We start from the raw sequence: 19,285 nt of genomic DNA, 5'->3' as shown, positions 1-19,285 counted from the left end.
TGCCGGAGGTAGGACGATGAGCGACGCGAAGAACACGACGGAAGCCGGGCCGGGTGAGCCGCTCACCAGCCCGCTGCATCTGCCGCACGCCGCCGCTTCATGCCCGAAGTGCCTGGCCAATGACGATCACGACTGGTGGTCGGCCCGGCCGGAGGGCGCCCGCCTGGTCGGCCTGGTCGTGTCCCGCGAGGGGATGCCGTCGGTCACCCAGCAGCGCGAGGATCTGACCCGCTTCGGCGTGCCGATCGAAGGATTCCGGCATCCCGCGCCCGAGATACTCGAGAGCTGGGGCGACCGCCTGTCCCGCCTGCTGGACACGCTGCAGCGCGGTGATGTGCTCGTCGTCGCGAACGTGCACGCCCTCGGGCGCGACCTGGACGAGGAGACTCGCACGGTGGCCGAGCTGCGCCGCCGCGGCATCATGGTCAAGGTTCTCAGCCACCATGCGCGGCACCTCGCCGACGCAGGCCGCTGAGTGCGCCGGGCACGAGAAAGCCGGCTGCCACCCGAAGAGGGATGACAGCCGGCGGAGCGTCACCGTGCTGGCGGCGCGGGGAACATCACCAGCGGTTCTTGTTCCGGTTCTCGTTGGCCTGACCGTCAGCGGAGTCCTGCGACACCTGACGACCGATGTCGTGCAGCAGCACCTTCATCTCGGTCAGCGCCGTGTTCCACTTGGCCTTCGCCTGAATGTAGGCCTCGGAAGCCGAACCGGTCCAGTCGGCCTGGAGCGGCCTGAGCGCCGTCTCCATGTCGCTGAGCTTGGTCTCGATGTTGCCGGCACCCCGGACGAGGTCGGTACCCGCCGCGTCGACGGTACCGAAATTCATTTTGTAGCCGTTGCCACCCATGTTCTGTCTCCCCTCCGTCTCAGCCGAGACGGCCCATGAACTTGTTCTGAGCCTGGGCCGACGTGTCGTCGGTCTGGCTGTAGGTCGTCTGCGAGTCGCGCAGGTTCTGCTCGAACTCGTCGAGCGCATTCGTGATCCGGGTCGACTTCTCAGTCCACGCCTGGAACGTCTGCTGGAAGGCAGTCGCTCCCGATCCGGTCCATGCTGCACCGATGCCGGCGAGCTGGTTCGAGATCGACTTCAGCTCCGTGATGATCTCGGTCTTCGACTGATTGACGATGCTGGCGCCACGCTGCAGGGCTCCATCCGCTGCAGAAATCTCTCCGCCCACGGTCACCTCCTGGTCCTGAGGGCTCTCCGCCCCGATGCTTCAGCCCTGTGGGCCGTGACGCCGATGCCCGGCGACAGATAACACCTTACGGTTCGCCGCGGTGCACGCCTATGGGTAGCTCTGCCCACGGGCGTCCAGCTGTCAGGTCAGAGCTGAGACGGCGGCGCGTAGGCCAGCTGCATGACCTGCAGGCCGCGTTCACGGGTGACCACCTTGGCCCTGCCCGGCACGGCGAACGTCGCCTTGAGGTTGCCGATGAGCGCGCCTTCGTCCGGGCTGCCGGAGAGCAGGATACCCGGCGCCGCCAGGTCGCGCAGCGTCTGCATGACCGGCTCGAACGTCGAGCGCGACGCGCCGCCGGACCGCCGTGTCAGCGTCAGGTGCAGTCCCACGTCGATCGCCTGGGCGAGCAGGGGCTGCAGCACGGCGATCGGGTTGCCGGACTGCGTGTTCACGAGGTCGTAGTCGTCGACCAGCACGAACACCTCGGCTCCCGACCACCAGGAGCGATCCCGCAGCTGCTGGGGTGTGACGTCGGGGCCGGGCAGCCGGCCGCGCAGGTACTCGGCGAGCCCGCCCAGTTCCTCGGACGCCTGCTGGGCCGTCGTGTAGTAGCCGGCGAGGTACTCGTCCGGGATCTCCGAGAGCAGGGCACGCCGGTAGTCGACCACGAAGAACTGCGCCTCCTTCGGAGTCTTCGTGCGCATGACCTCACGCGCGAATCCTCGCAGGAAGCTCGACTTGCCCGACTGGCTGTCGCCGAACAGGTAGACGTGCGGGTTCCGCGCGATGTCGAAGGAGGTCGGGGCGAGCTCCGCCTCGTCCACGCCGAGCAGGACCTGCTGCTCGGCGGGCGCGCCCGCCGAGATCCGCCGCAGCTCCGACAGCTCGAGCATCTCGGGAAGCAGCCGGAGCTTGGGCCCGCGGGGGCCCTTCCAGGCCGCGTTCACCCGTGCGATCAGGTCTTCGACGCCCTCGCTGAGCATGTGGGGATCGCCGGACCCGTCGATGCGCGGCAACGCGGTGAGCATGTGGTGCTTGGAGGGGGCGAGTCCTCGACCCGGGCGCCCCTGCGGCACCCCCGCCGCCACCTTGCGGTCGATCTCCGAATCGCTGGTGTCGCCCAGGCGCAGTTCGAGCTTCGAGCCGAACGTGTCGCGGATGGCGGTGCGGAAGTCCATCCAGCGTGTCGTCGTCGCCACCAGGTGCACGCCGTACGTCAGCGCCCGCCCGGCGAGCGCCTGGATCTCGAACTCCATCTCGTCGAACTCCGCGCGGATGGTGGGCCAGCCGTCGATGATGAGGAACACGTCGCCGTACCCGTCATCCGCGCGGCCCTGCGCCCGCATCCGCCGGTAGGTCTCGATCGAGTCGATCGCGTTGGCGGTGAAATACCGCTCACGCGCGTTCACGATGCCCACGACCTCCTGGAACATCCGCCGCAGCACGTCCGGCTGGTTCCTTCCCGCGACACCGGCGACGTGCGCCATCTTCGAGAACGGCGCGAACGTGCCGCCGCCGAAGTCCATCACGTAGAACTGCACCTCGTGCGGGGTGTGGGTCAGCGCGATGCCGGTCAGCACGCTGCGCGCCAGGGTGCTCTTGCCGCTGCGCGCCCCGCCGACGATGGCGAGATGACCGCCGGCGCCGACCAGGCTCATGACGAGACTGTCGCGGCGCTGTTCGAGCGGACGGTCCACAATGCCCAGTGGGATGGTCAGCGGCCCTGCCTGGCGCCACCGCGGGGAGATCAGGCCGAGCTGCAAATCCTCGGTGAGGTCTCCCAGCAGCTCGTCGAACGTGGGCGGCACGTCCAGCGGCGGCAGCCAGACCTGGTGCGCCGGCATGCTCCTGCCCTTCATCAGCGAGACGGCGATGTCGAACGTCACCCGCTTCTCGGGCGCCTCACCGCCGCCCGAGACATCGGAGACCGCGGCCTGTTCGACCTCGGGCTGCTCCTGGACGATGACCGGTGCGGCCGTGAAGGCCCGTGCCTCGATGACGCGCGTCGGCTGCTCGTTCTCGGTCGACTGCGGCGACGATCCCGCGCGACGCCTGCGCGTCTTCGGCGGTGCCGAGACGTAGGCGGCCCGGAACTGGGTGAGCGTCTCGGCGTCCGATTTCAGGATGCCGTGACCGCCGCCGCCGGGCAGGGTGAACGCGTCCGGCACGCCGATCACCGCCCGCGAGTCCGCACCGGAGAAGGTCTTCAGGCCGATCCGGTAGGACAGGTGGGATTCCAGTCCGCGCAGCTTGCCCTCCTCGAGCCGCTGAGTGGACAGCAGCAGATGCACCTGCAGGGAACGGCCCAGTCGACCGATGGCGACGAAGAGCTCGGTGAAGTCCGGTTTCGCCGCCAGCAGCTCCGAGAACTCGTCGGCGACGATGAGCAGCGCCGGAAGCGGCTTGAGGTCGGTCCGGCCGCCCCTGCGCGCGGCCTCGTAATCGGTGACGTTCGCGAAGTTCCCCGCGTCGCGCAGCAGCTCCTGGCGGCGGGTCATCTCGCCCTGGATGGCGTCCTGCATGCGGTCGACGAGCGTCAGGTCGTCGCCGAGGTTGGTGATGACGGCGGACACATGCGGCATGTCGGCCATTCCCGCGAAGGTCGCACCGCCCTTGAAGTCGATCAGCACGAAGTTCAGCGACTCCGAGGAGTGCGTCATCGCCAGGGAGAGCACCAGGGTGCGCAGCACCTCCGACTTGCCTGACCCCGTCGCACCGATCAGCATGCCGTGCGGGCCCATGCCCTGCTGGGCGGACTCCTTGATGTCGAGGATCATCGGCTGGCCGCCCGCGGTGAGACCGATCGGCACGCGCAGGCGGTCTCGCGCCGACCGCGGCTTCCACGCCACGTCGGGGTCGAAGTCACGCACATCGGGCAGCCCGAGCAGATCCGTGAGCTCGGCTGAGATGGTGCGGGCGCCGCCGCCGGAGGCGTCCTCCTCCTCGACCGCGTCGACCAGCCCGGTCAACCGCCGGGCGACGGCCTCCGCCGAGGCGATGCCCAGGAAGTCCGGGGCCGCCTGGACTGTGCCGACGCCGCGCCGGGCGACAGTGAGCTGCGGTGCGCCGTCGACCGCGTCGTCGATGACCAGCCGGATGGTGAACGAATCCACCAGCTCGCCCCAGCTGCGCGGGATGTCGATCACGGTGACGCCATCCACCCCGCCCTCCTCGGTGAGCGGATGACCGGCGGGCAGCCCCGCCCCGTCGGTGATCACCACGAGATGCGGCAGGGAGCGACCGCTCTGGCCGCTGACCGGCCCCCGCGAGCGGATGTCCGTCACGAGCGGTTCGATCTGCGCCCACGACGAGCCGATCCGGCGCGCGCCGCCGACGGCATCCGAGACGCTGTCGGAGTGCGCGTGCGGAAGCCACTTCATCCATTCCCAGTACGGCAGGTCGCCCGGTGTCGCGATGACGGCGATCTGCAGGTCCTCCGGGGCCACGAACGTCGCCAGGTGCGCGACGATCGCACGCACCTGTCCTCTGGCGCGCACGGTCTCACCGACCACCTCGAGCTTCGCGCACGAGGCGATGTCGACGGAGAAGGGCAGGTCGGTGACCTGGTCGTGCGTGAGCACGAAGCGGTGCGCAGCCGACGCGCTGACCGGGTCCAGTTGAGCGAGGGCGGGGATCGGAGCCTCGTCCAGTGTCATCGCGAGCGGCTGGGTCGCCGTGCCCAGCCGGGCCGCGAGCATCTCGGGGTCGCCCACGGTGCGCTCCCATACCCGCGAACCCTCCTCCACGATGAAGGGAAGGGTCTCGGGCGCCGGCAGCATCCATTCCTCGTACCGGCGCTGGCGCGTGGCGACCTCGCGAACGGCGTCCCGGGTCTCCGACAGGTAGGCGAGGTACTCGCGTCGGGTGTTCTCCACGTTCGTGGCGTGCTGCGACTTCTGCCGCCACATCTGACCACCGACCATGGACAGCGCCATGAAGAGGAACAGCCCGCCCATGATGTAGGTGCGGGTGGGGTCGCCGCCCTGCGTGAGCGACAGCACGGCCACGGAGCCCAGGCTGCCCACCATCGGCAGGGCCATCATCAGTGTGTTGGAGGCGCCCTCGGGCTTGGGCAGTTCCGGTGCCTGCTGCAGGGTGAGTTGGCCGCCGGCCGGGGGTTTCGGCGCACGTCGGCTGGTGGTGCTGCTCACGACAAGCCCTCCTCAAGTCGCTACTATTGTGTCAGGATGCGGGCATGAAACGGTCTCGTGCCGAGGATCGTCGAGGGGCTGGGCATGGCAGCGAAGACAATTCGCCTCACTGTCGCCGATGCGCACAGCCGTCATGATCTGGTGGTGCCCTCCGATTCCACGGTCGCCGAGCTGCTCGCCGTGGGAGGGGTCGATCTGTCGCGCTACGTCGGCACGACCACCTCCGGGGCGGCCCTCCAGCTCGACAGCGAGGTCTCGGTCACTCCGGGTGACGGCGGGGTGATCTGGCTGTTCGACCGCGCAGCCGCCGGCGCACCGCCCGCGCGGTCCTCCTCCCGAAACGACGGCACGCGCGCCGTGAGCCTGCGGGGCCGCGGCGCGATGCTGAGCCTTCTCCTCGCGCTCGCCACGAGCCTGGTCCTGAGCACGATCATCGCCCGTTCCCCCGGGAGCATCCTCGTCTCGGCCGTGGCCCTGCTGGCCGGCTCGGTCGCACTGCTCGCGCAGCCCGTGCGGGACGAGAACGCGTACGTCGCCTTCTTCGCTCCCCTGCTCGCCGCCGCCGGTGGCGCCGTGGCGCTCTCCGGCTTCGGCGACGCGGGCGCGATGATGGCTGCGGGCACGGTCGCCGGCGCGACGATCGCGTGCATCCGTCACGCTCGGGCACAGGTGCACGGATCGGACGCGACAGCCGTGACGGCGGTGATCGCGGCCCTGTGGGCGGTCTTCGCCGTGGTGAACGCGGCCGGATTCATCGCCGAGGTCTCGGCGGCGTCGCTCACGGCCGTGCAGTTGGCGTGCGCCGCGCCGATCTTCCATTACATGCGCAGCGGCGCGCTGGATGCCGATGCGGACGATCTGATCGACACACCGTTCGTCATCCGCGATGCCCTGGGCATCCGAGCCCGGACGCCGGTCGAGCCCGCCGAGATCCATGCGGATCGAGCGACACAACAGGTTCTGCGTGCGCGGCGGCGCTCCGAAGCAGGGACGGTCACGGCGGGCGCCCTGGCACTGCTGTCGGCGATGTACACCCTGCCGACCGTCCAGCCCGGCTCGCTCGAGGGATGGTGCGTCCTGGGCGGCGCATTGGGCGTCGGATGCTACTTCCTGCTGACCTCGCGCAAGGTGCGCGACCGGTTGTCGCGGGGGGCGGCGCTCGTCGTCGGCGCGCTGATCGCGGTGCTCTCCGCGGTCGCGCTGGTCGCGGCGCTGCAGCTGAGCCCTCTGCTCATCGCTCTCGCGCTGGTGGTCACCGGCACGGTCATCGGATGCCTGACGGTGCCCCTGTCCCGCGATTGGCGGTCGCTGGGATGGTCGAGGACCGGCGACATCGTCGAAGCGCTGCTGCTCGGCCTGTCTCCTGCCGCACTGGTGTACGGTTCCGGGATCGCCGGACAGATTCTGGAGGTCATCCCTTGACGCTCTCCCCGCCTCAGGCGCACCCGTCTCCTCCGGCGGCACCGCCGCCGCGCACGCGCAGTGCGGTGACCACGCGTGTGAACGCCTCGGCCGGCAAGCGCGCCTGCGCCTACCTCATCGACGTGACCATCGTCGCCGTGGTCGCCCTGCTCGTCTGGTTCTTCACCGGGTCCCTTCTGCTCGTGGCCGTCTCGGTGCTCGAGCTGTGGGTCGCCGCCTGGATCTGGGAGGGCCACACCGGTGGGACGCCGGGGAACCTCCTCTGCGGCATCCGCACCGTGCAACGGGGCAGCCTGCTGACCGTCGGGGCGCCGCGACTGCTGCTGCGCAGCCTGGTGATGGGACTCGCGCACGTCATCCCGGTCCTGCTGCCACTGGGTCTGGCGGCCTCAGGTGCTCTGGACGGCCTCGCGCGCGCACGCGTGATCGACGTCCGACTGGTCGATGCCTCGGCAGGAGCCGGCTCGAGCGGACCACCGAGCCTGGAGACGCGCATCAGCGCCGCGTCAGACGCCTCCGTCCCTCAGGTGATCACCCGTGCACCACTGAGCGAACCCCGTGCGCTCGATGCCGCGTCGGCCGCGCCGCTCGTCCCCGAATCGGCGGTCGAGCCGCCGTACATCCCCACCGGCGCGGCCACCGTCCCCGTGCTGCAGCTCCGTGACGGCACGGTCATCCGCGTGACCGGCCTGGGCTTCATCGGCCGGGCGCCCCGCGCACCCGAGTCGATCCCCGAAGCCATCCTGGTGCGGGTGCCGGACGGAGCCCGATCGCTGTCGCGCACACATGCCTCCTTCGGCGTCGAGGAAGGAGAGCTGTGGGTGCAGGACCTCGGATCCGCGAACGGCGCCTCGGTCCGTCATCTCGGTGGCAGCGTCACCGAGCTCTCACCGCAGACGCCCTTCTTCCTGGTACCGGGTGATGTGCTCGTCCTCGGCGGCGACGCGGAACTCGCCTTCCGTCGGGTCGTCGACCGATCCGCGTCCGCAGTCGACGTCGCGCCAGCCGCACAGACGCCCGCGGCACCGGACATGTCGGTCGCGCCCGCGGCACCGGACATGTCGGTCGCGCCTGCGCCCGCGGCGCCCGCGGCCTCGGTGCAGGAGCGACTCGAGGCCGCTCCGGGCCCGCAGCGGCAGGTCGCGGCGGAGCCGGATGTCGCGGAGCAGGCGCCCGTCGCTCCGAGCTCGCTCGTATCCGCCCCCGGCATCGCGCTGCAGTTCCAGAACGGCGTGACGGTCCCGATCACGGGGACCGGGTACATCGGGCGGGCCCCCACTCTGCCCGAGGACGAGCGGGCAGATGCTGTGCTCGTCGCGGTGCCGGATGGGGACCGCTCCGTGTCGCGCACACACGGGCGCTTCGGGATCGTCGAGGACCAGGCGTGGTTCGAGGACCTGGGCTCGGGCAACGGTTCCCTGCTGCGCACCGGGGACGGGCGCTCCGGTCCCATGACACCGCACCAGCGCTTCAGCCTGGTGCCGGGCATGACGCTCCAGCTGGGCGACTGCGTCATCCGCATCGTCGCCGCCTGAACCCCGTCCGTCCGCATGTGCGGCGGTGTCAGGACGAAGAAGCGCCCACCCGCGTGACGCGGGTGGGCGGTTCTCGGTCAGTCAGTCGGTCACCAGCCGAGCTCTTCGCGCCCATCGGAGTCCGAATGACCGGCAGCGCCCGCCGCTCCGAGCTCCGCGACGACGTCGTCATCCTCGTGCTCGAGTTCGTACGCCATCAGGTCCTGGCCACGACGGCGGTTCTTCCGACCGCCCTTGCCCGTGCCGGCAGCGGCGTGCCCGCCGGCCGCGATCATGCCGCCACGACCCGTGCTGCCGGCTGCACCTGCGCCTCCGGCTGCACCGGCGCCGGAAGCTCCTGCTCCCGCCGCGGCGTTGATCGCACCGGCGGGGTTGATGCCGCCGGCGCCGGCGAGCCTGCCGACGCCTCCTGCCAGGCCGCCGGCGACCCCGCCCGCGACACCGCCGACACCGCCGACACCGCCGGGAGCGGTGATCCCGCCTCCTGGGCCGGTGATCCCGCCGCCGGGGCCGGTGATCCCGCCGCCGGGGCCGGGGAATCCGACCGGGCCGGGACCGCCGGTTCCGGGGGTCGGAATCACGCCGGTGCCACCATCGATGTTCGGCCCTTCGGGCGGGTACGGCGTGGGGTAGCCGGTCGGGAGCTCCGGCTGATGCGGCTCTCGGATGATCGGAGGCACGGGGGGATTGCGGATGATCGTGCTGTTCGAGCCGTCATCGCCTCCCCCGCCGGTGTTGGTCCCGATGCCGGTGCTCGTGCCCGGGTTGACGACGCCGGGCCCGGTGTATCCGCCGGATCCCCCTGTTCCGGGGCCGGAAACGGTCCGACTGCCACCGGGGCCGCCGTCGTTCTCGTCCTCGGACGACGGGGGCTTCTCGTCGTAGTCCGACACGGGCAGCGCGCCGATGATCTCGAGGAGCCGGGCGTCGAGCGCCGCGGTGAGCTTGCGGGCCGCTTCCTCCTGCGCCAGCTCAGCCTGCTGCTGGTAGTACTGCGTGGCCTGAGAGGGAGTCATCGTGACCCCCGGTGACACCTGGACCGGGCTGTCGGTCTTGGCTGCCATGTCGATGGTGTTCTGCTGTGCGCTCGTCAGACCGCCGTCCGGAATGCCGCTCGCTCCCGTTGCGGTCGTCTGCAGAGCCTCGTTGGCGAGCGTGATCGCCTTGTTGAGCTTGGCCTGATATTCCGTGAAAGCATCGATGTCCTTGTGGATCTCGCTGAGCCGCGCCTTGATCCTGTCGCCGAGACCCCCCTCGAAACCCTCGGTCCGTGCGGCCTTCTGAACGCCGACCGAAGCCGTTTCTATCGCCTCGGCCGTCGACTTCCGCTGCACGGTCTGCACGTTGCGGAAGACACTGGCGAACATGTCGCTGCGGTTGCTCTGCAGGCGCTTGAGTCGTTCCAGATTCTGTCCCATGGTCTACTCCCCTCAGACGGCGATCGGGCCCTGAGGCGTCGTGCCGACGGTCCGGTACAGCAGGTTCTGGTACTGCACCTTCTGGTCTGCATCGAGCTGCGTGGTCTCCGAAATCGCCTTGCTCAGGTTCCGCGCCGCCTCGTCGAGGTCTCTGTCGATCGAGTCGAGCCACAGCTGCGCCGCCTCGTATCGCGCTCTCAGTTCCTTGATGAGGTCAGCGGACCTTCCATCCTCCGTCCACAGCAGCGCCGTCTGCCCTTCGCCGAGACTCGCCATCACCTTGCGCGAGTCCGCGACCGCCTGGCGACTCTCGAGAATGAGCTTGGTCTGGCTGTCGGCCGTGTCCGCGTCCATGCGCACGCCGCCACCGCCGACCGCCTCTCTCGCCTTGACCATCACGTGCCCCCTCCATCGATCTTGCCCGCGATGATACTAACGCGAGCGTCCCGCGATACCCATGGGGAGCAATCCCCATGGGTATCGGGTTGTGCGACTCAGCTCCCCGTCTACTGCGAAACGCACGCGAATCCGGCGTCTGTCAGCACCTTCTTGAGCAGGTCCGCGACCTGCGGCTCCAACGATTCCTCGGTGATGACGTCACCGGAGGCGACCCGCTGAAGCAACTCGTCCGGGAGGTCGGAGTCGTAGAGGTGCTCGCCGATGCAGGCAGCCGCTTCGGGTGTCTTGAACTCGTCCAGGTCGGGCTCATCCTCCAGGTTGGCGACATAGCCCGCGCCGATCTCCTCCGGAGACGGACGCTCCGCGGACGCGTCGTCGCCGGGCGCATCCGACGGCTGCTCACTGGTGATGGAGGTCGGGAAGTCCGTCGGGAGCTGCCCGTTCGCGGTGTTCACCAGCGACACGAACAGCACGACCGAGAACACGATGCTCCCGATGATCCCGCCCACCACCGACAGGACGATGCCCACGATCGAGGGCCACTTCCTGGTGTTCTTCTTGAACACCGCGATCACCGACACGACGAGCGCCGCCAGCAGCACCACGAGGCCGATGATGAAGACGACCACCACGGGAATGCACGCGAGGATCGTGCCGACCACGGCCAGACCGAGACCGATGAACCCGAGGGTCGGAGTCGACCGCGGCTCGGGGGCGGCGGAAGCGACAGGAGCCGCCGGTGCCGCCGCCACGGCGGCACCGGTGCCACCGGCGGCTTCGCCGCCCTGCACGGGCGCATAGTTCTCGGTCCACTGCGTGCCGTCCCACCAGCGCTGTCGTCCGGACCCGTCGTCGTACCATCCTGCCGGAGTGCTCATCCGGTATCCTCCTCGTCGTCCTGCGCGTCACCGACGCGCAGCCCCTCCTCGTGGCGTGGGAACCGCCACTGCGTGTCTACCAGTTCCGTCCTGTGCGATCGCACGGCACGATGCTCACACTCCGGCGACGACGCCGTCCTGCGCGACGAATGCGTCGAGCAGAGCCAGGTCATCGGTGGTCACGATGCGCGCGCCCACCGCGTGTTCCACCAGGCGCGAGCGCTGCGAGGCGAGGACCGGGCCGTCCTTCTCGCGGCCGAGACCCCGGATCCCGATTCGTGCGAACTTGTCGCACAGGCTGCCGACGCGTCGCTCGAGCTTCTCCACGGGCCAGCCGAGGCGGCTCGCCACCTCCTCGAGCGATGACAGCTGCACCGACCCGTCGGCACGCCGTCGCAGCAGCGGCTCAGCCAGTGCGGTCAGGACGATGCGCTGCATCGGAGAGAGCATCTCGGCGACACCCTCCGTCGCCGCGGCGGGACTCCACGACGTGGACACCTGATAGAACGGTGCCTCTGCGGTCAGCGCGAGCTCGTAGGTCGTCGCGCCGGCGGTGAACATCACGGTGGTCGCTGCGAACACGAGAGGCATCGACGCCCCGGGCGCCAGCCACGACTGGGCGAGTCCGTCAGCCGAAGCCACGGATGCGGTGAGACCCGAACCGACATTGGTCAGCCACCAGATGCCGTCGCGCTCCGCGATCTCGAGGAACCGCCGATGCACGTACGGGTTCGAGTCGATCGACAGATCCGTGCCCCGTCCGATGACGAACGTCGTGCCCGGCGCGATCCTCTCGGTCCGGCCCCCGAAATCGAGCAGCAGCGCACCCCCGGTCGCCTGCTCCGCCAAGCTCGGTACGGGCTCCTGCGCGTCGGACACGGTCACGCCGCCGCGTGGCGAGGCCAGGCCCCGCCGGGGAACGCGCTGGTCGAGCCGAGCGAGTGGGTGACCTCCATCATGAAGCTCGCCGCCGCCTCGTTGGCCGTCATGATGATGTTCACGAGCGAGATCACGTCGGCGATGAAGGCGACGACATCCACGATGATCGTTCCGATGCCGACCGGCGCCGCGACGACCGACGTGATCTCGATGATGGCGGCGGCCACGCCGATCGCCGCTGTGAGCACACCGAGCGAGAAGCCGACCCAGAAATCGACGATGGCATCGGCGAACGTGTTCAGCTGCTCGTCGATCATGACGCATTTGCTGTAGACGTCCTCCGCCGCAGGCTGCTGCAGCTCGACCCGCGCGATGTAGGCGTCGTGCGCCTTGCCCTCCCAGTGCCCCGTGCTGGGCAGCGCCGACTTCACGATCGTGGCCGTGGCCTGCGTGGCGGGCGCGCCGACGCTCTCCACCCAGCTCAGACCGGCCTGGCGCAGGGTGGTCGGGCTGCCGACGTACGCGAAGATCTCCGCGGTCTTCGCGATCGCTTCGTTGACCTTCTCGAACATCTTGCTGACCAGGTCCTGGATCCTGGAGATGATGTCGCCGATGAACGGGATGTGGCTCGCGAGCTCGAGCAGTCCGTTGATCAGTCCGATGACGGAGTTGGCGCCGTCGAGGATCTCCTGGAACTTCGAGGTGGAGTTCGCGACATCCGAGGCGTTGTCCCGACCGCTGCCGGACGACCCGCCCCTGCGCGAGGAGGATGGGCCGTCGGCTCCGGGGCCGAACGCACTGGAAGGACGGTTGGGAGACCCCGACGGGGTGCCGTGCGGACCATGCGGGATCCGGGGACGTATTGCCATGATTGCGTCTTCTTCCAGTCGGGATGTCAGCTGCTGAGTCGGGTCTGCCAGGACGAACCTGCGGAGACGGATGCGGTGTCACCGGCGCCATCCGCCGTCCGGGACCCGGTGCTGCCCTCTGCGGGCGGGGATTGCTCCGGTTCGGCGGCGGCGTCCGCGGGGTCGCCCGCCTGATCGTTGCCGTCGCCCCCCTCACCATCGACAGGCGCGGCGTCGCCGTCACCGGGAACGGCGTCGCCGTCCACCGGAAGGCCGGTGCCGTCACCGGGAACGGCCTCGCCGTCCACGCCGCCATCGACATCGGGGGCGCCGTCGACACCGGCGTCTGCGGCAGCATCCGGCTCCACGGGAGCATCCGGCTCCACGACGACCTCCGGCTCCGCGACGACCTCCGTCTCCAGATCGGCGAGAGCGGCGGCCGAGTCGTCCCGGGCCGCCACGTCGCGCAGCTCGGCGGCCCGGTCGCGCAGATCGGCCGCCTTGTCGCGGAGCTCTGCGGCGTCCTCGCGGGCGTCGGTCATCTCCTCGTACGCGCCGTCCTGCTGCGCCTCGAGCTCTTCGATCTTCAGCCGGATCTCCGCGGCCTGCGCACGCTGAGCAGCCGCCTCGGCCCGCAGGCCCGCCGACTCGGTGCGCGTCTGCAACGCGGCATCCGGGTCTCCTGCAGCTGCCTGCTGCTCGGACTTGAGATCCAGCTCCGTCGCGCGCCGCTCCAGATCGGTCGCGCTGCGATCGAGCGCTGCGGCCTGATCCTCGAGTCCATCGATCTCGGCCTCCAGCGCCTCGACCTGCTGCTGCGCCCTGTCGGCGTGCTGATCGGCCTGGTCGGCCTGTCGATCCAATGCGTCCGCTCGCGCGTCGAGCTCGTCGGCCCTCGCATCCAGCTCCGCGTCCACAGCCGCATCGTCCAGACTGCCGTCGACCGCTCCGTCGACCGTGGGCTCCTCGATCCCGCCGACTCCCCCGCCTCCACCGCCGATGCTTCCGCCACCGCCGACTCCGCCGCCACCGCTGCCGGAACCCCCGCCGCCGGTGCCGCCACCGGTCCCGCCACCGGTGCCGGCCGCGTCGACGTCGCCCGGATTGTGGTGATCCGCCACCTCGGCGTCGTGCTCGTCGTAGGCGTCGGCCGTCAGGCGCAGCGACTCCGCGAAGAGCGCATGCGCCTCCGGGGCCGTGCCCAGCAGCTGCACCATGGTCGCCTGGAAGGTCTTGTAGGCGCTCGCGGCCTTCCCTCCGATGAAGGAGAACGCCGCCGCGTCGATGTCCAGTGCTTCGGCGCTTCCCGTGATGCTCGCGTAGGAGCTCGAGGCGGCATCCCACAGCCCGGCATCCGTACGGAGGTACGACGTTTCGACGTCGACCTCGCCTTCGGGGCCGAACGAGGATGCCGCGGGCGGCGCCGGCGGTTCCGGCAGAGCGGACTTCCCCTGTGCATCGGGCAGCGGGGCGGGGTTGGCCTGATCGATGCCGCCGCTGTCCACACCACCCCCGCCGAACGGCTTGCCGAGGAGGTCGTTGCCCGCGCCGATGATCTCATCGAGCGGCGTGGCCGCGTCGAGACCCGCCTTGACGACGCCGAGAAGGTCTCCGTCGAGTGCGGACTTGCCTGCCTCGACGATCTCATCCACCGGGTTGACGGCGTCGACGAGCTTGCTGCCCGCGTCCTTCACGTCATCCCAACTTGGCACACTGGGCCAGCCCATATCAAAACTCCTGTCTCAGCGGATGACGCCCATGCGGCGCATCAGCTCGGTGGGGTTGTGCCCGATCTTCGTCAGCTGCTCGATCGCCGGAAAACCCTCATACTTGTTCTCGCGCTCGCGGGCGGCCAGCGCCATGACGCCGTTGATCGCCTTCACGATCTCGCGTTCGATCACGTTGTCGTCCGTGTTGCGGACCCACCGCTCGTCCAGCTTCACGTCGGTGACCGTGTCGCCCGTGCGAGTGACGGTGACGGTCTTCGACGCGTTGACGCCGTCGCGCGCCTGCCGGGCACGCTGCCCGCGGTGCTCCACGTACGCCTGCTGCTCGGCGGCTGCCGCGTCGTACATCGCGCGCAGCTGCTCGCGCCCCTCGAGTGCCCAGTCGGCGCTCGGGTCGCCCAGCTTCACCGCCGGGAGCGGCGGAACAGTCACGTTCGCGTTCGCGGACCCGTTCTCCGCAGCTTCGGTGTAGGACCTCATCCAGCGTCCGATGCGCTCTTCCAAGGCCCGGCGGTAGCAGGAGCTCACCGCAGCGGCGAGGGACTCCTCGCCGATCTTGTCACGCCAGTCCTCGTCGAGCACGAGAGCCTCCACGGCACCGTTGCGGGCAAGGGTGAGCTTGACCGCCTTCTTCTCGTCCTCCACGGTGACGGGGATCATCTCGTCCGAAGCGGCCGTCAGCGCCGTCAGTTCCCGCTGCAGCTCCGCCGCAGTCTCCTGCAGCTCCGCCATCAGCCGGCCGGCATCCGCCATGTCCAGATTCACGACGACCTCCCTCTCTTGTGGACCGATGTGGCAATCCTACGGAGCATGACAGGAGCGACATAGGGGGAGGACTCCCCATGCCGGCGCTGCGCGGACCGGCTCAGTGACGGACGCGCCCAGACCGGCCGCGCGCCAGAAGCAGCACGATCGCCGAGACCGTCGCGGCCGCGCCGAACGCCCACCCGACGATCGCGCGCGCGGGGTCCAGCGGATCCGTCACCGGGTCGAGGTCTATGGTGCGGGCGGCTTCCGGCGCGGGAGTGGGAGCGGGATGTGCGGCGGAGGGCGGACCGGGCAGCATGCCGTCGTCGACCAGCGCGAGCGCCTCCGCGGGACGGACCTCACCCCAGCCGACCGTGTCGTTGCGGTGCGCCGGGGACACCCGCAGCGCGGACTGCGTCAACCGGAACGCCCACTGATCGGGGGACTCCTCCGGAAAGCGCGAGGCGATCAGCGCCGCGGCCCCCGAGACGACCGCCGTGGCGTAGCTGGACGACGCCGAGTCGCCGTTGAAGATGCAGTCCCCGCCGGAGATGTACGTCGAGGGCATGGCCTGTCCTGGAGCGGCGATGTCGACGTGCTCTCCGGCATAGGAGGAGTCCCGGTCCCACGTCCCGTCACGCATCAGCCCTGCCACTGCGAGGGCGCCGGGGAGCTCTCCGGGGTAGAAGTGCACGGGGTCGGAGCGCTCGGGGTCGGCGGTCTTGCGGTTGCCGGCGCTGGCGATGACCAGCGCACCGCGCGAGCGCGCGAACGCCACCGCGCTGCGGTACGTCGCCGCCGACTGATCATCCGACAGGGACACGTTGATGATCTGCGCCCCGTGCTCCGCGGCCCACCGGATGCCGGCGGACACCGAAGCGGCGGACGGCGGGGTCAGGTCGCGGGAGGACTGCCCGTCCTCGGGAGCGGATTCGAAGGCGCGGACGGGCATGATCCTTGCCCCGGGCGCGATGCCCACGACGCCAGAACCGTCGACAGGGCGGGCCGCGATGAGGCCGGCGATGGCCGTGCCGTGCCCGAAGAGATCATCATCCGGCCGCGCGGATCCGTCGCCGAAGGTGGTGTGCCCCGGCACCAGCGCGCCGGACAGGTGCACGTTGCCCGCTTCCACCCCGGAGTCCACCACGGCGACCGTGACGCCACGGCCGCGGCTGAGGGTCCACGCGTCCTGCAGGCCCAGCCGCTCGACGAGATAGCTGGGGGCCGGAGCGAGGACCCGCTTGCCCGGCGTGCACTGCTCGGACGTCGCGTCTGCGACGGGGGCCGAGACGGATGCCACGCTCGGCGACGATGCGCCGCTCGCCGCGCCGATGCCCGCGGTGGCGAGCACGGCCAGCATCCCGGCGACGGCCGTCGCTCCGCGCAGCGCACGGGTGGGCATCACTGCCCCTGCCCCGGCGCCGTCCTCTGCGCGGCCGCCCGGCTGAGTGCGGGGCCCTGCTCCAGCAGCTGGGTCCACGACGCGGGTACCCGCATGGACTGGTCGGCGGTGTAGCCGAGCAGCTCGAGATCCGCCGCGGACTCGACCGGGAAGAACACCCCGGCCTCCGACACGAAGCCGTGAGTGGCGCCCTGGCCGGTGCGCTGCGCGGTGACGGCGACTCCCGCGCCGGGCTTGACGGCGGTTCCGGGAGCGAGCTCGAGCGGAGCCGACGCGACCGACACCTCGGGGCCGTCGGCCGTCGGATTCATCTGCAGGCAGGTCGAGGAGGGGTTCTCCGAGGCGGCCGGCACCTGCGTCGGCCAGTCCTCCGGCACGGCCTTCGAGTTCACGTTGCGCAGATCCGTGGCCTCGGCGACGGTCATGACGGCAGGATCCACCCCCACGTACGCGGTCAGCAGGGTGCGCGCGAACGGTGTCGCGGGCACGAGGTCTCCGCGCCCGTCGACGATGTACTCGGCCACGACGGCGCCGTCGGCCTGGGTCTGCACCGCCTGCCCGACGAGCAGGCCCGCCGTCCCGGCATCCGACCCGAGCTCGCTGCCGAGTTCCACACCCAGCGGGGTACCTGGCACGAGCAGGTTCAGCCACAGCGCCGACACCGTCGGCACCGACTGCACATCATCGATTCCCAGGAACACGCTCGCCACCACCGCGACGTTGTCCGCATCGACTGCATAGCGGTGCGCGCCCTGGATGAACCAGTGCTCGCCGTCGTCGTCCTTCACGAGGGCCGCCTGTTCCTCCGGGCCGGACGGGTCATCCAGCAGACGCGTGGAGATCTCCAGCGGCCGGTCGGCGGCGACGCAGCTGAGCCAGCGCCCGGTGTACTGCCGATCGGGGGCGGGCAGGTAGTCGGGGGCGCCGTCGATTCCCACCGGGTTCGGGTCGCGGTCGATGCCGTCGAGCTTGCCGGCCGGCACCGAGGTGATCGTCGTGGTCCCGACGAGCAGCCGCGCACTGGCCAGGTTCTTGACGGGGTACAGGGTGTCGCCGAGGGCGACGTAACGCGAGCCCTCCCCCTGGACGACGATGATCGACCCGTCGCCCCAGCCCTTCGGCAGGCTGCCGGTGAACGTGCCGATCAGCAGCGAGACGATGACGGTGAGGATCGCCAGTGCGACGCTCACGACGACCCCGCGCAGGGGCTTTCCCGGCGGAAGCTCGCGGCCCCCGGGCGCGCCGCTGGTGAACGCGGTGCGCAGGCGACGACGATTGAACGCCTGCGCCTGGAGCAGTTCGGACTTGGATGCCATGGACTAGAACCAGCCTCCGGCGATGATGGCCAGAGGCAGGAGCAGGGCGATGGTGGCCCACTCGGCGAAGTCCGCGAATCGCGTCAGGCCCAGCCGCACCCTGGGACTGAGCAGCACCACCACGATCACGCAGACCGCGGCGGCCGTGAGTCCGATCACCAGCGCGCCGATCCATTCCGGGTGCGCGACGAGCGCGGTCACGACTCCCACCCCGACGCCGAGCAGAACACCCGATACCACAGCGATGATGTCGAACCGGGAGTAGACCTGCCTGGTGCCGAGGAACATCCCGACATAGGTCACCGCGGTCAGCAGCAGCCCCCAGAAGCCGGACCCCACCACGGGGGCCGTGGCGACCAGCACGATCAGGCAGACGGCGATGCGCAGCGAGACCTGATACCGGTGGGCACGCACGTAGAGCTTCGCGACGTCCTCGGGGGAGATGCGGGACGGGGCGTCATAGACCTCGGAGTCGTCCCGCGCGGACGTCACCCTCAGCGGCACCGAGGCCAGGGCGATCCAGGGTGCGCCGAGACCGGCGATGCCGGCGATCGCCATCGCGGCGGCGAGGGTGGCTGCGGGAGGAGCGGCGACCCACGCGATCAGCGCGCCGAGCACCAGAAGGACTCCGCCGACGGTCACGGGGATCAGCCCGTATTCGCGCAGGCGCTTCAGCGCGAGCATGGTGACGGCGCCGAACAGCAGCATGGCGGTGCCGCCGCTGACCAGCGGCATCCCCCATCCGTCATCGGACGCCAGGATCGTGTACCCGGCGACGCCGGCGTAGACGGAGGACACCAGGGCGAGCGCCATCGACGCCTGTTGCGGAGCGCCCGTGCGATCCATGACCAGGGCGCAGATCATCAGGACCACTGCGGCGGCGCCCGCGCCGACCGCGGTGATGATGGTTCCGGTCTCGACCCACGACCAGACCGCCGGCGCGAGCCCCAGCAGGAGCAGTACCGACGCCACGACGGTCGCGGTCGTGACCGTGTTCTGCGCGGACCATGCCGGAGCGTTCTCCTCGACCACATCCGCCACTGCTTCGACGAGGTCGTCGTACCGCTTGGAGGCCGCAGCGGTCGCACCCTGCTCGAGGATCAGGAAGTCTCCGTCGTGCACGGATTGGGCGGCCAGGGTGCGGTCGCCGTCCAGCGCCGTCCCGTCGGCGCGCACCAGCCGGAATCCGGAGGAGGCGGAGACGCTGTCGAGGAGGCGGAGGCGCCGAGTGAGCGAGGGCAGCAGTTCGGCGACGGGGACTCCGCCGGGAACGGAGACGTCGATGCGCTGGGACTCCGCCTGCACCGAGATGCGCAGGAGCTGAGCCGGCGCGACAGCTGTCGTCTGAGGCGACATGAATCCCCGCTTTCATTGAACA

16 protein-coding genes are annotated in these 19,285 nt (G+C 70.2%); 3 read left to right on the top strand and 13 right to left on the bottom strand.

Annotated features, from left to right (window positions below):
* Positions 1-16 precede the first annotated feature (16 nt).
* The gene (locus ACFQY2_RS04910) at positions 17-475 is read left to right on the top strand and encodes a recombinase family protein (RefSeq protein ID WP_378744522.1); all 459 of its coding nucleotides are present in this window, start codon (positions 17-19) and stop codon (positions 473-475) included.
* Positions 476-560: 85 nt separating this feature from the next.
* Here the strand turns inward: ACFQY2_RS04910 and ACFQY2_RS04905 are convergent, their stop codons facing one another.
* From ACFQY2_RS04905 to eccCa, 3 genes are all read right to left on the bottom strand, one after another.
* A complete protein-coding gene (locus ACFQY2_RS04905) occupies positions 561-851 on the bottom strand; it encodes a WXG100 family type VII secretion target (protein ID WP_378744521.1) in 291 nt (96 codons plus the stop codon).
* Positions 852-870: 19 nt separating this feature from the next.
* Positions 871-1,182: a WXG100 family type VII secretion target gene (locus ACFQY2_RS04900; RefSeq protein WP_378744520.1), complete on the bottom strand. Its 312-nt coding sequence runs from the start codon at positions 1,180-1,182 to the stop codon at positions 871-873.
* Between the two features lie 146 nt (positions 1,183-1,328).
* Complete coding sequence (eccCa, locus tag ACFQY2_RS04895; RefSeq protein WP_378744519.1) at positions 1,329-5,336, bottom strand: type VII secretion protein EccCa; 4,008 nt, start codon at positions 5,334-5,336, stop codon at positions 1,329-1,331.
* An 84-nt stretch (positions 5,337-5,420) separates the two neighbouring features.
* On the opposite strand from eccCa, the gene ACFQY2_RS04890 reads away from it, so the two are divergent.
* Both ACFQY2_RS04890 and ACFQY2_RS04885 read left to right on the top strand, forming a co-directional pair.
* Complete coding sequence (locus ACFQY2_RS04890; RefSeq protein WP_378744518.1) at positions 5,421-6,758, top strand: hypothetical protein; 1,338 nt, start codon at positions 5,421-5,423, stop codon at positions 6,756-6,758.
* Between the two features lie 65 nt (positions 6,759-6,823).
* Positions 6,824-8,293, top strand: a complete 1,470-nt coding sequence (locus tag ACFQY2_RS04885) for an FHA domain-containing protein (RefSeq protein ID WP_378744517.1) — start codon at positions 6,824-6,826, stop codon at positions 8,291-8,293.
* An 89-nt stretch (positions 8,294-8,382) separates the two neighbouring features.
* Here the strand turns inward: ACFQY2_RS04885 and ACFQY2_RS04880 are convergent, their stop codons facing one another.
* From ACFQY2_RS04880 to eccD, 10 genes are all read right to left on the bottom strand, one after another.
* Positions 8,383-9,711 (bottom strand): hypothetical protein, encoded by a 1,329-nt coding sequence (locus ACFQY2_RS04880; RefSeq protein WP_378744516.1) that lies wholly within the window; start codon positions 9,709-9,711, stop codon positions 8,383-8,385.
* Between the two features lie 12 nt (positions 9,712-9,723).
* The gene (locus tag ACFQY2_RS04875) at positions 9,724-10,107 is read right to left on the bottom strand and encodes a hypothetical protein (RefSeq protein ID WP_378744515.1); all 384 of its coding nucleotides are present in this window, start codon (positions 10,105-10,107) and stop codon (positions 9,724-9,726) included.
* Positions 10,108-10,217: 110 nt separating this feature from the next.
* Positions 10,218-10,988 (bottom strand): DUF2510 domain-containing protein, encoded by a 771-nt coding sequence (locus tag ACFQY2_RS04870; RefSeq protein WP_378744514.1) that lies wholly within the window; start codon positions 10,986-10,988, stop codon positions 10,218-10,220.
* A gap of 114 nt (positions 10,989-11,102) precedes the next feature.
* Positions 11,103-11,873 carry a hypothetical protein gene (locus tag ACFQY2_RS04865; RefSeq protein WP_378744513.1) on the bottom strand — a complete coding sequence of 257 codons (771 nt, stop codon included), beginning with the start codon at positions 11,871-11,873 and terminating at the stop codon, positions 11,103-11,105.
* Positions 11,870-12,736, bottom strand: a complete 867-nt coding sequence (locus ACFQY2_RS04860; RefSeq protein ID WP_378744512.1) for a hypothetical protein — start codon at positions 12,734-12,736, stop codon at positions 11,870-11,872. The genes ACFQY2_RS04865 and ACFQY2_RS04860 overlap by 4 nt, the downstream gene beginning before the upstream one ends.
* A gap of 26 nt (positions 12,737-12,762) precedes the next feature.
* Entirely contained in the window at positions 12,763-14,442 is a 1,680-nt protein-coding gene (locus tag ACFQY2_RS04855) for a hypothetical protein (RefSeq protein ID WP_378744511.1), read from the bottom strand.
* 15 nt (positions 14,443-14,457) lie between these two features.
* Positions 14,458-15,207, bottom strand: a complete 750-nt coding sequence (locus tag ACFQY2_RS04850; protein WP_378744510.1) for a hypothetical protein — start codon at positions 15,205-15,207, stop codon at positions 14,458-14,460.
* A gap of 100 nt (positions 15,208-15,307) precedes the next feature.
* On the bottom strand, positions 15,308-16,591 hold the full coding sequence (locus ACFQY2_RS04845) for a S8 family serine peptidase (protein WP_378744509.1): 1,284 nt from the start codon (positions 16,589-16,591) through the stop codon (positions 15,308-15,310).
* Positions 16,591-17,907, bottom strand: coding sequence for a type VII secretion protein EccB (gene eccB, locus ACFQY2_RS04840; RefSeq protein ID WP_378744508.1), 1,317 nt, complete (start codon positions 17,905-17,907; stop codon positions 16,591-16,593). The genes ACFQY2_RS04845 and eccB overlap by 1 nt, the downstream gene beginning before the upstream one ends.
* Before the next feature lie 3 nt (positions 17,908-17,910).
* A complete protein-coding gene (gene eccD, locus ACFQY2_RS04835; protein ID WP_378744507.1) occupies positions 17,911-19,263 on the bottom strand; it encodes a type VII secretion integral membrane protein EccD in 1,353 nt (450 codons plus the stop codon).
* Positions 19,264-19,285: the final 22 nt, after the last annotated feature.

It is taken from the genome of Microbacterium sp. GCM10027623 (genome assembly GCF_042666935.1).
Taxonomy (GTDB): Bacteria; Actinomycetota; Actinomycetes; order Actinomycetales; family Microbacteriaceae; genus Microbacterium.
Note: the sequence above shows the minus strand (reverse complement) of the source record. Positions and strands in the feature narration are given on the sequence as shown.

Excerpts from the sequence above, each read along its gene's own strand:
- ACFQY2_RS04845 (WP_378744509.1), bottom strand. The coding sequence starts at position 16,591 with ATGCCCACCCGTGCGCTGCGCGGAGCGACGGCCGTCGCCGGGATGCTG.
- ACFQY2_RS04875 (WP_378744515.1), bottom strand. The coding sequence starts at position 10,107 with ATGGTCAAGGCGAGAGAGGCGGTCGGCGGTGGCGGCGTGCGCATGGAC.
- ACFQY2_RS04890 (WP_378744518.1), top strand. The coding sequence starts at position 5,421 with ATGGCAGCGAAGACAATTCGCCTCACTGTCGCCGATGCGCACAGCCGT.
- eccB (WP_378744508.1), bottom strand. The coding sequence starts at position 17,907 with ATGGCATCCAAGTCCGAACTGCTCCAGGCGCAGGCGTTCAATCGTCGT.
- ACFQY2_RS04905 (WP_378744521.1), bottom strand. The coding sequence starts at position 851 with ATGGGTGGCAACGGCTACAAAATGAATTTCGGTACCGTCGACGCGGCG.
- ACFQY2_RS04870 (WP_378744514.1), bottom strand. The coding sequence starts at position 10,988 with ATGAGCACTCCGGCAGGATGGTACGACGACGGGTCCGGACGACAGCGC.
- ACFQY2_RS04880 (WP_378744516.1), bottom strand. The coding sequence starts at position 9,711 with ATGGGACAGAATCTGGAACGACTCAAGCGCCTGCAGAGCAACCGCAGC.
- ACFQY2_RS04860 (WP_378744512.1), bottom strand. The coding sequence starts at position 12,736 with ATGGCAATACGTCCCCGGATCCCGCATGGTCCGCACGGCACCCCGTCG.
- ACFQY2_RS04855 (WP_378744511.1), bottom strand. The coding sequence starts at position 14,442 with ATGGGCTGGCCCAGTGTGCCAAGTTGGGATGACGTGAAGGACGCGGGC.
- eccD (WP_378744507.1), bottom strand. The coding sequence starts at position 19,263 with ATGTCGCCTCAGACGACAGCTGTCGCGCCGGCTCAGCTCCTGCGCATC.
- ACFQY2_RS04910 (WP_378744522.1), top strand. The coding sequence starts at position 17 with ATGAGCGACGCGAAGAACACGACGGAAGCCGGGCCGGGTGAGCCGCTC.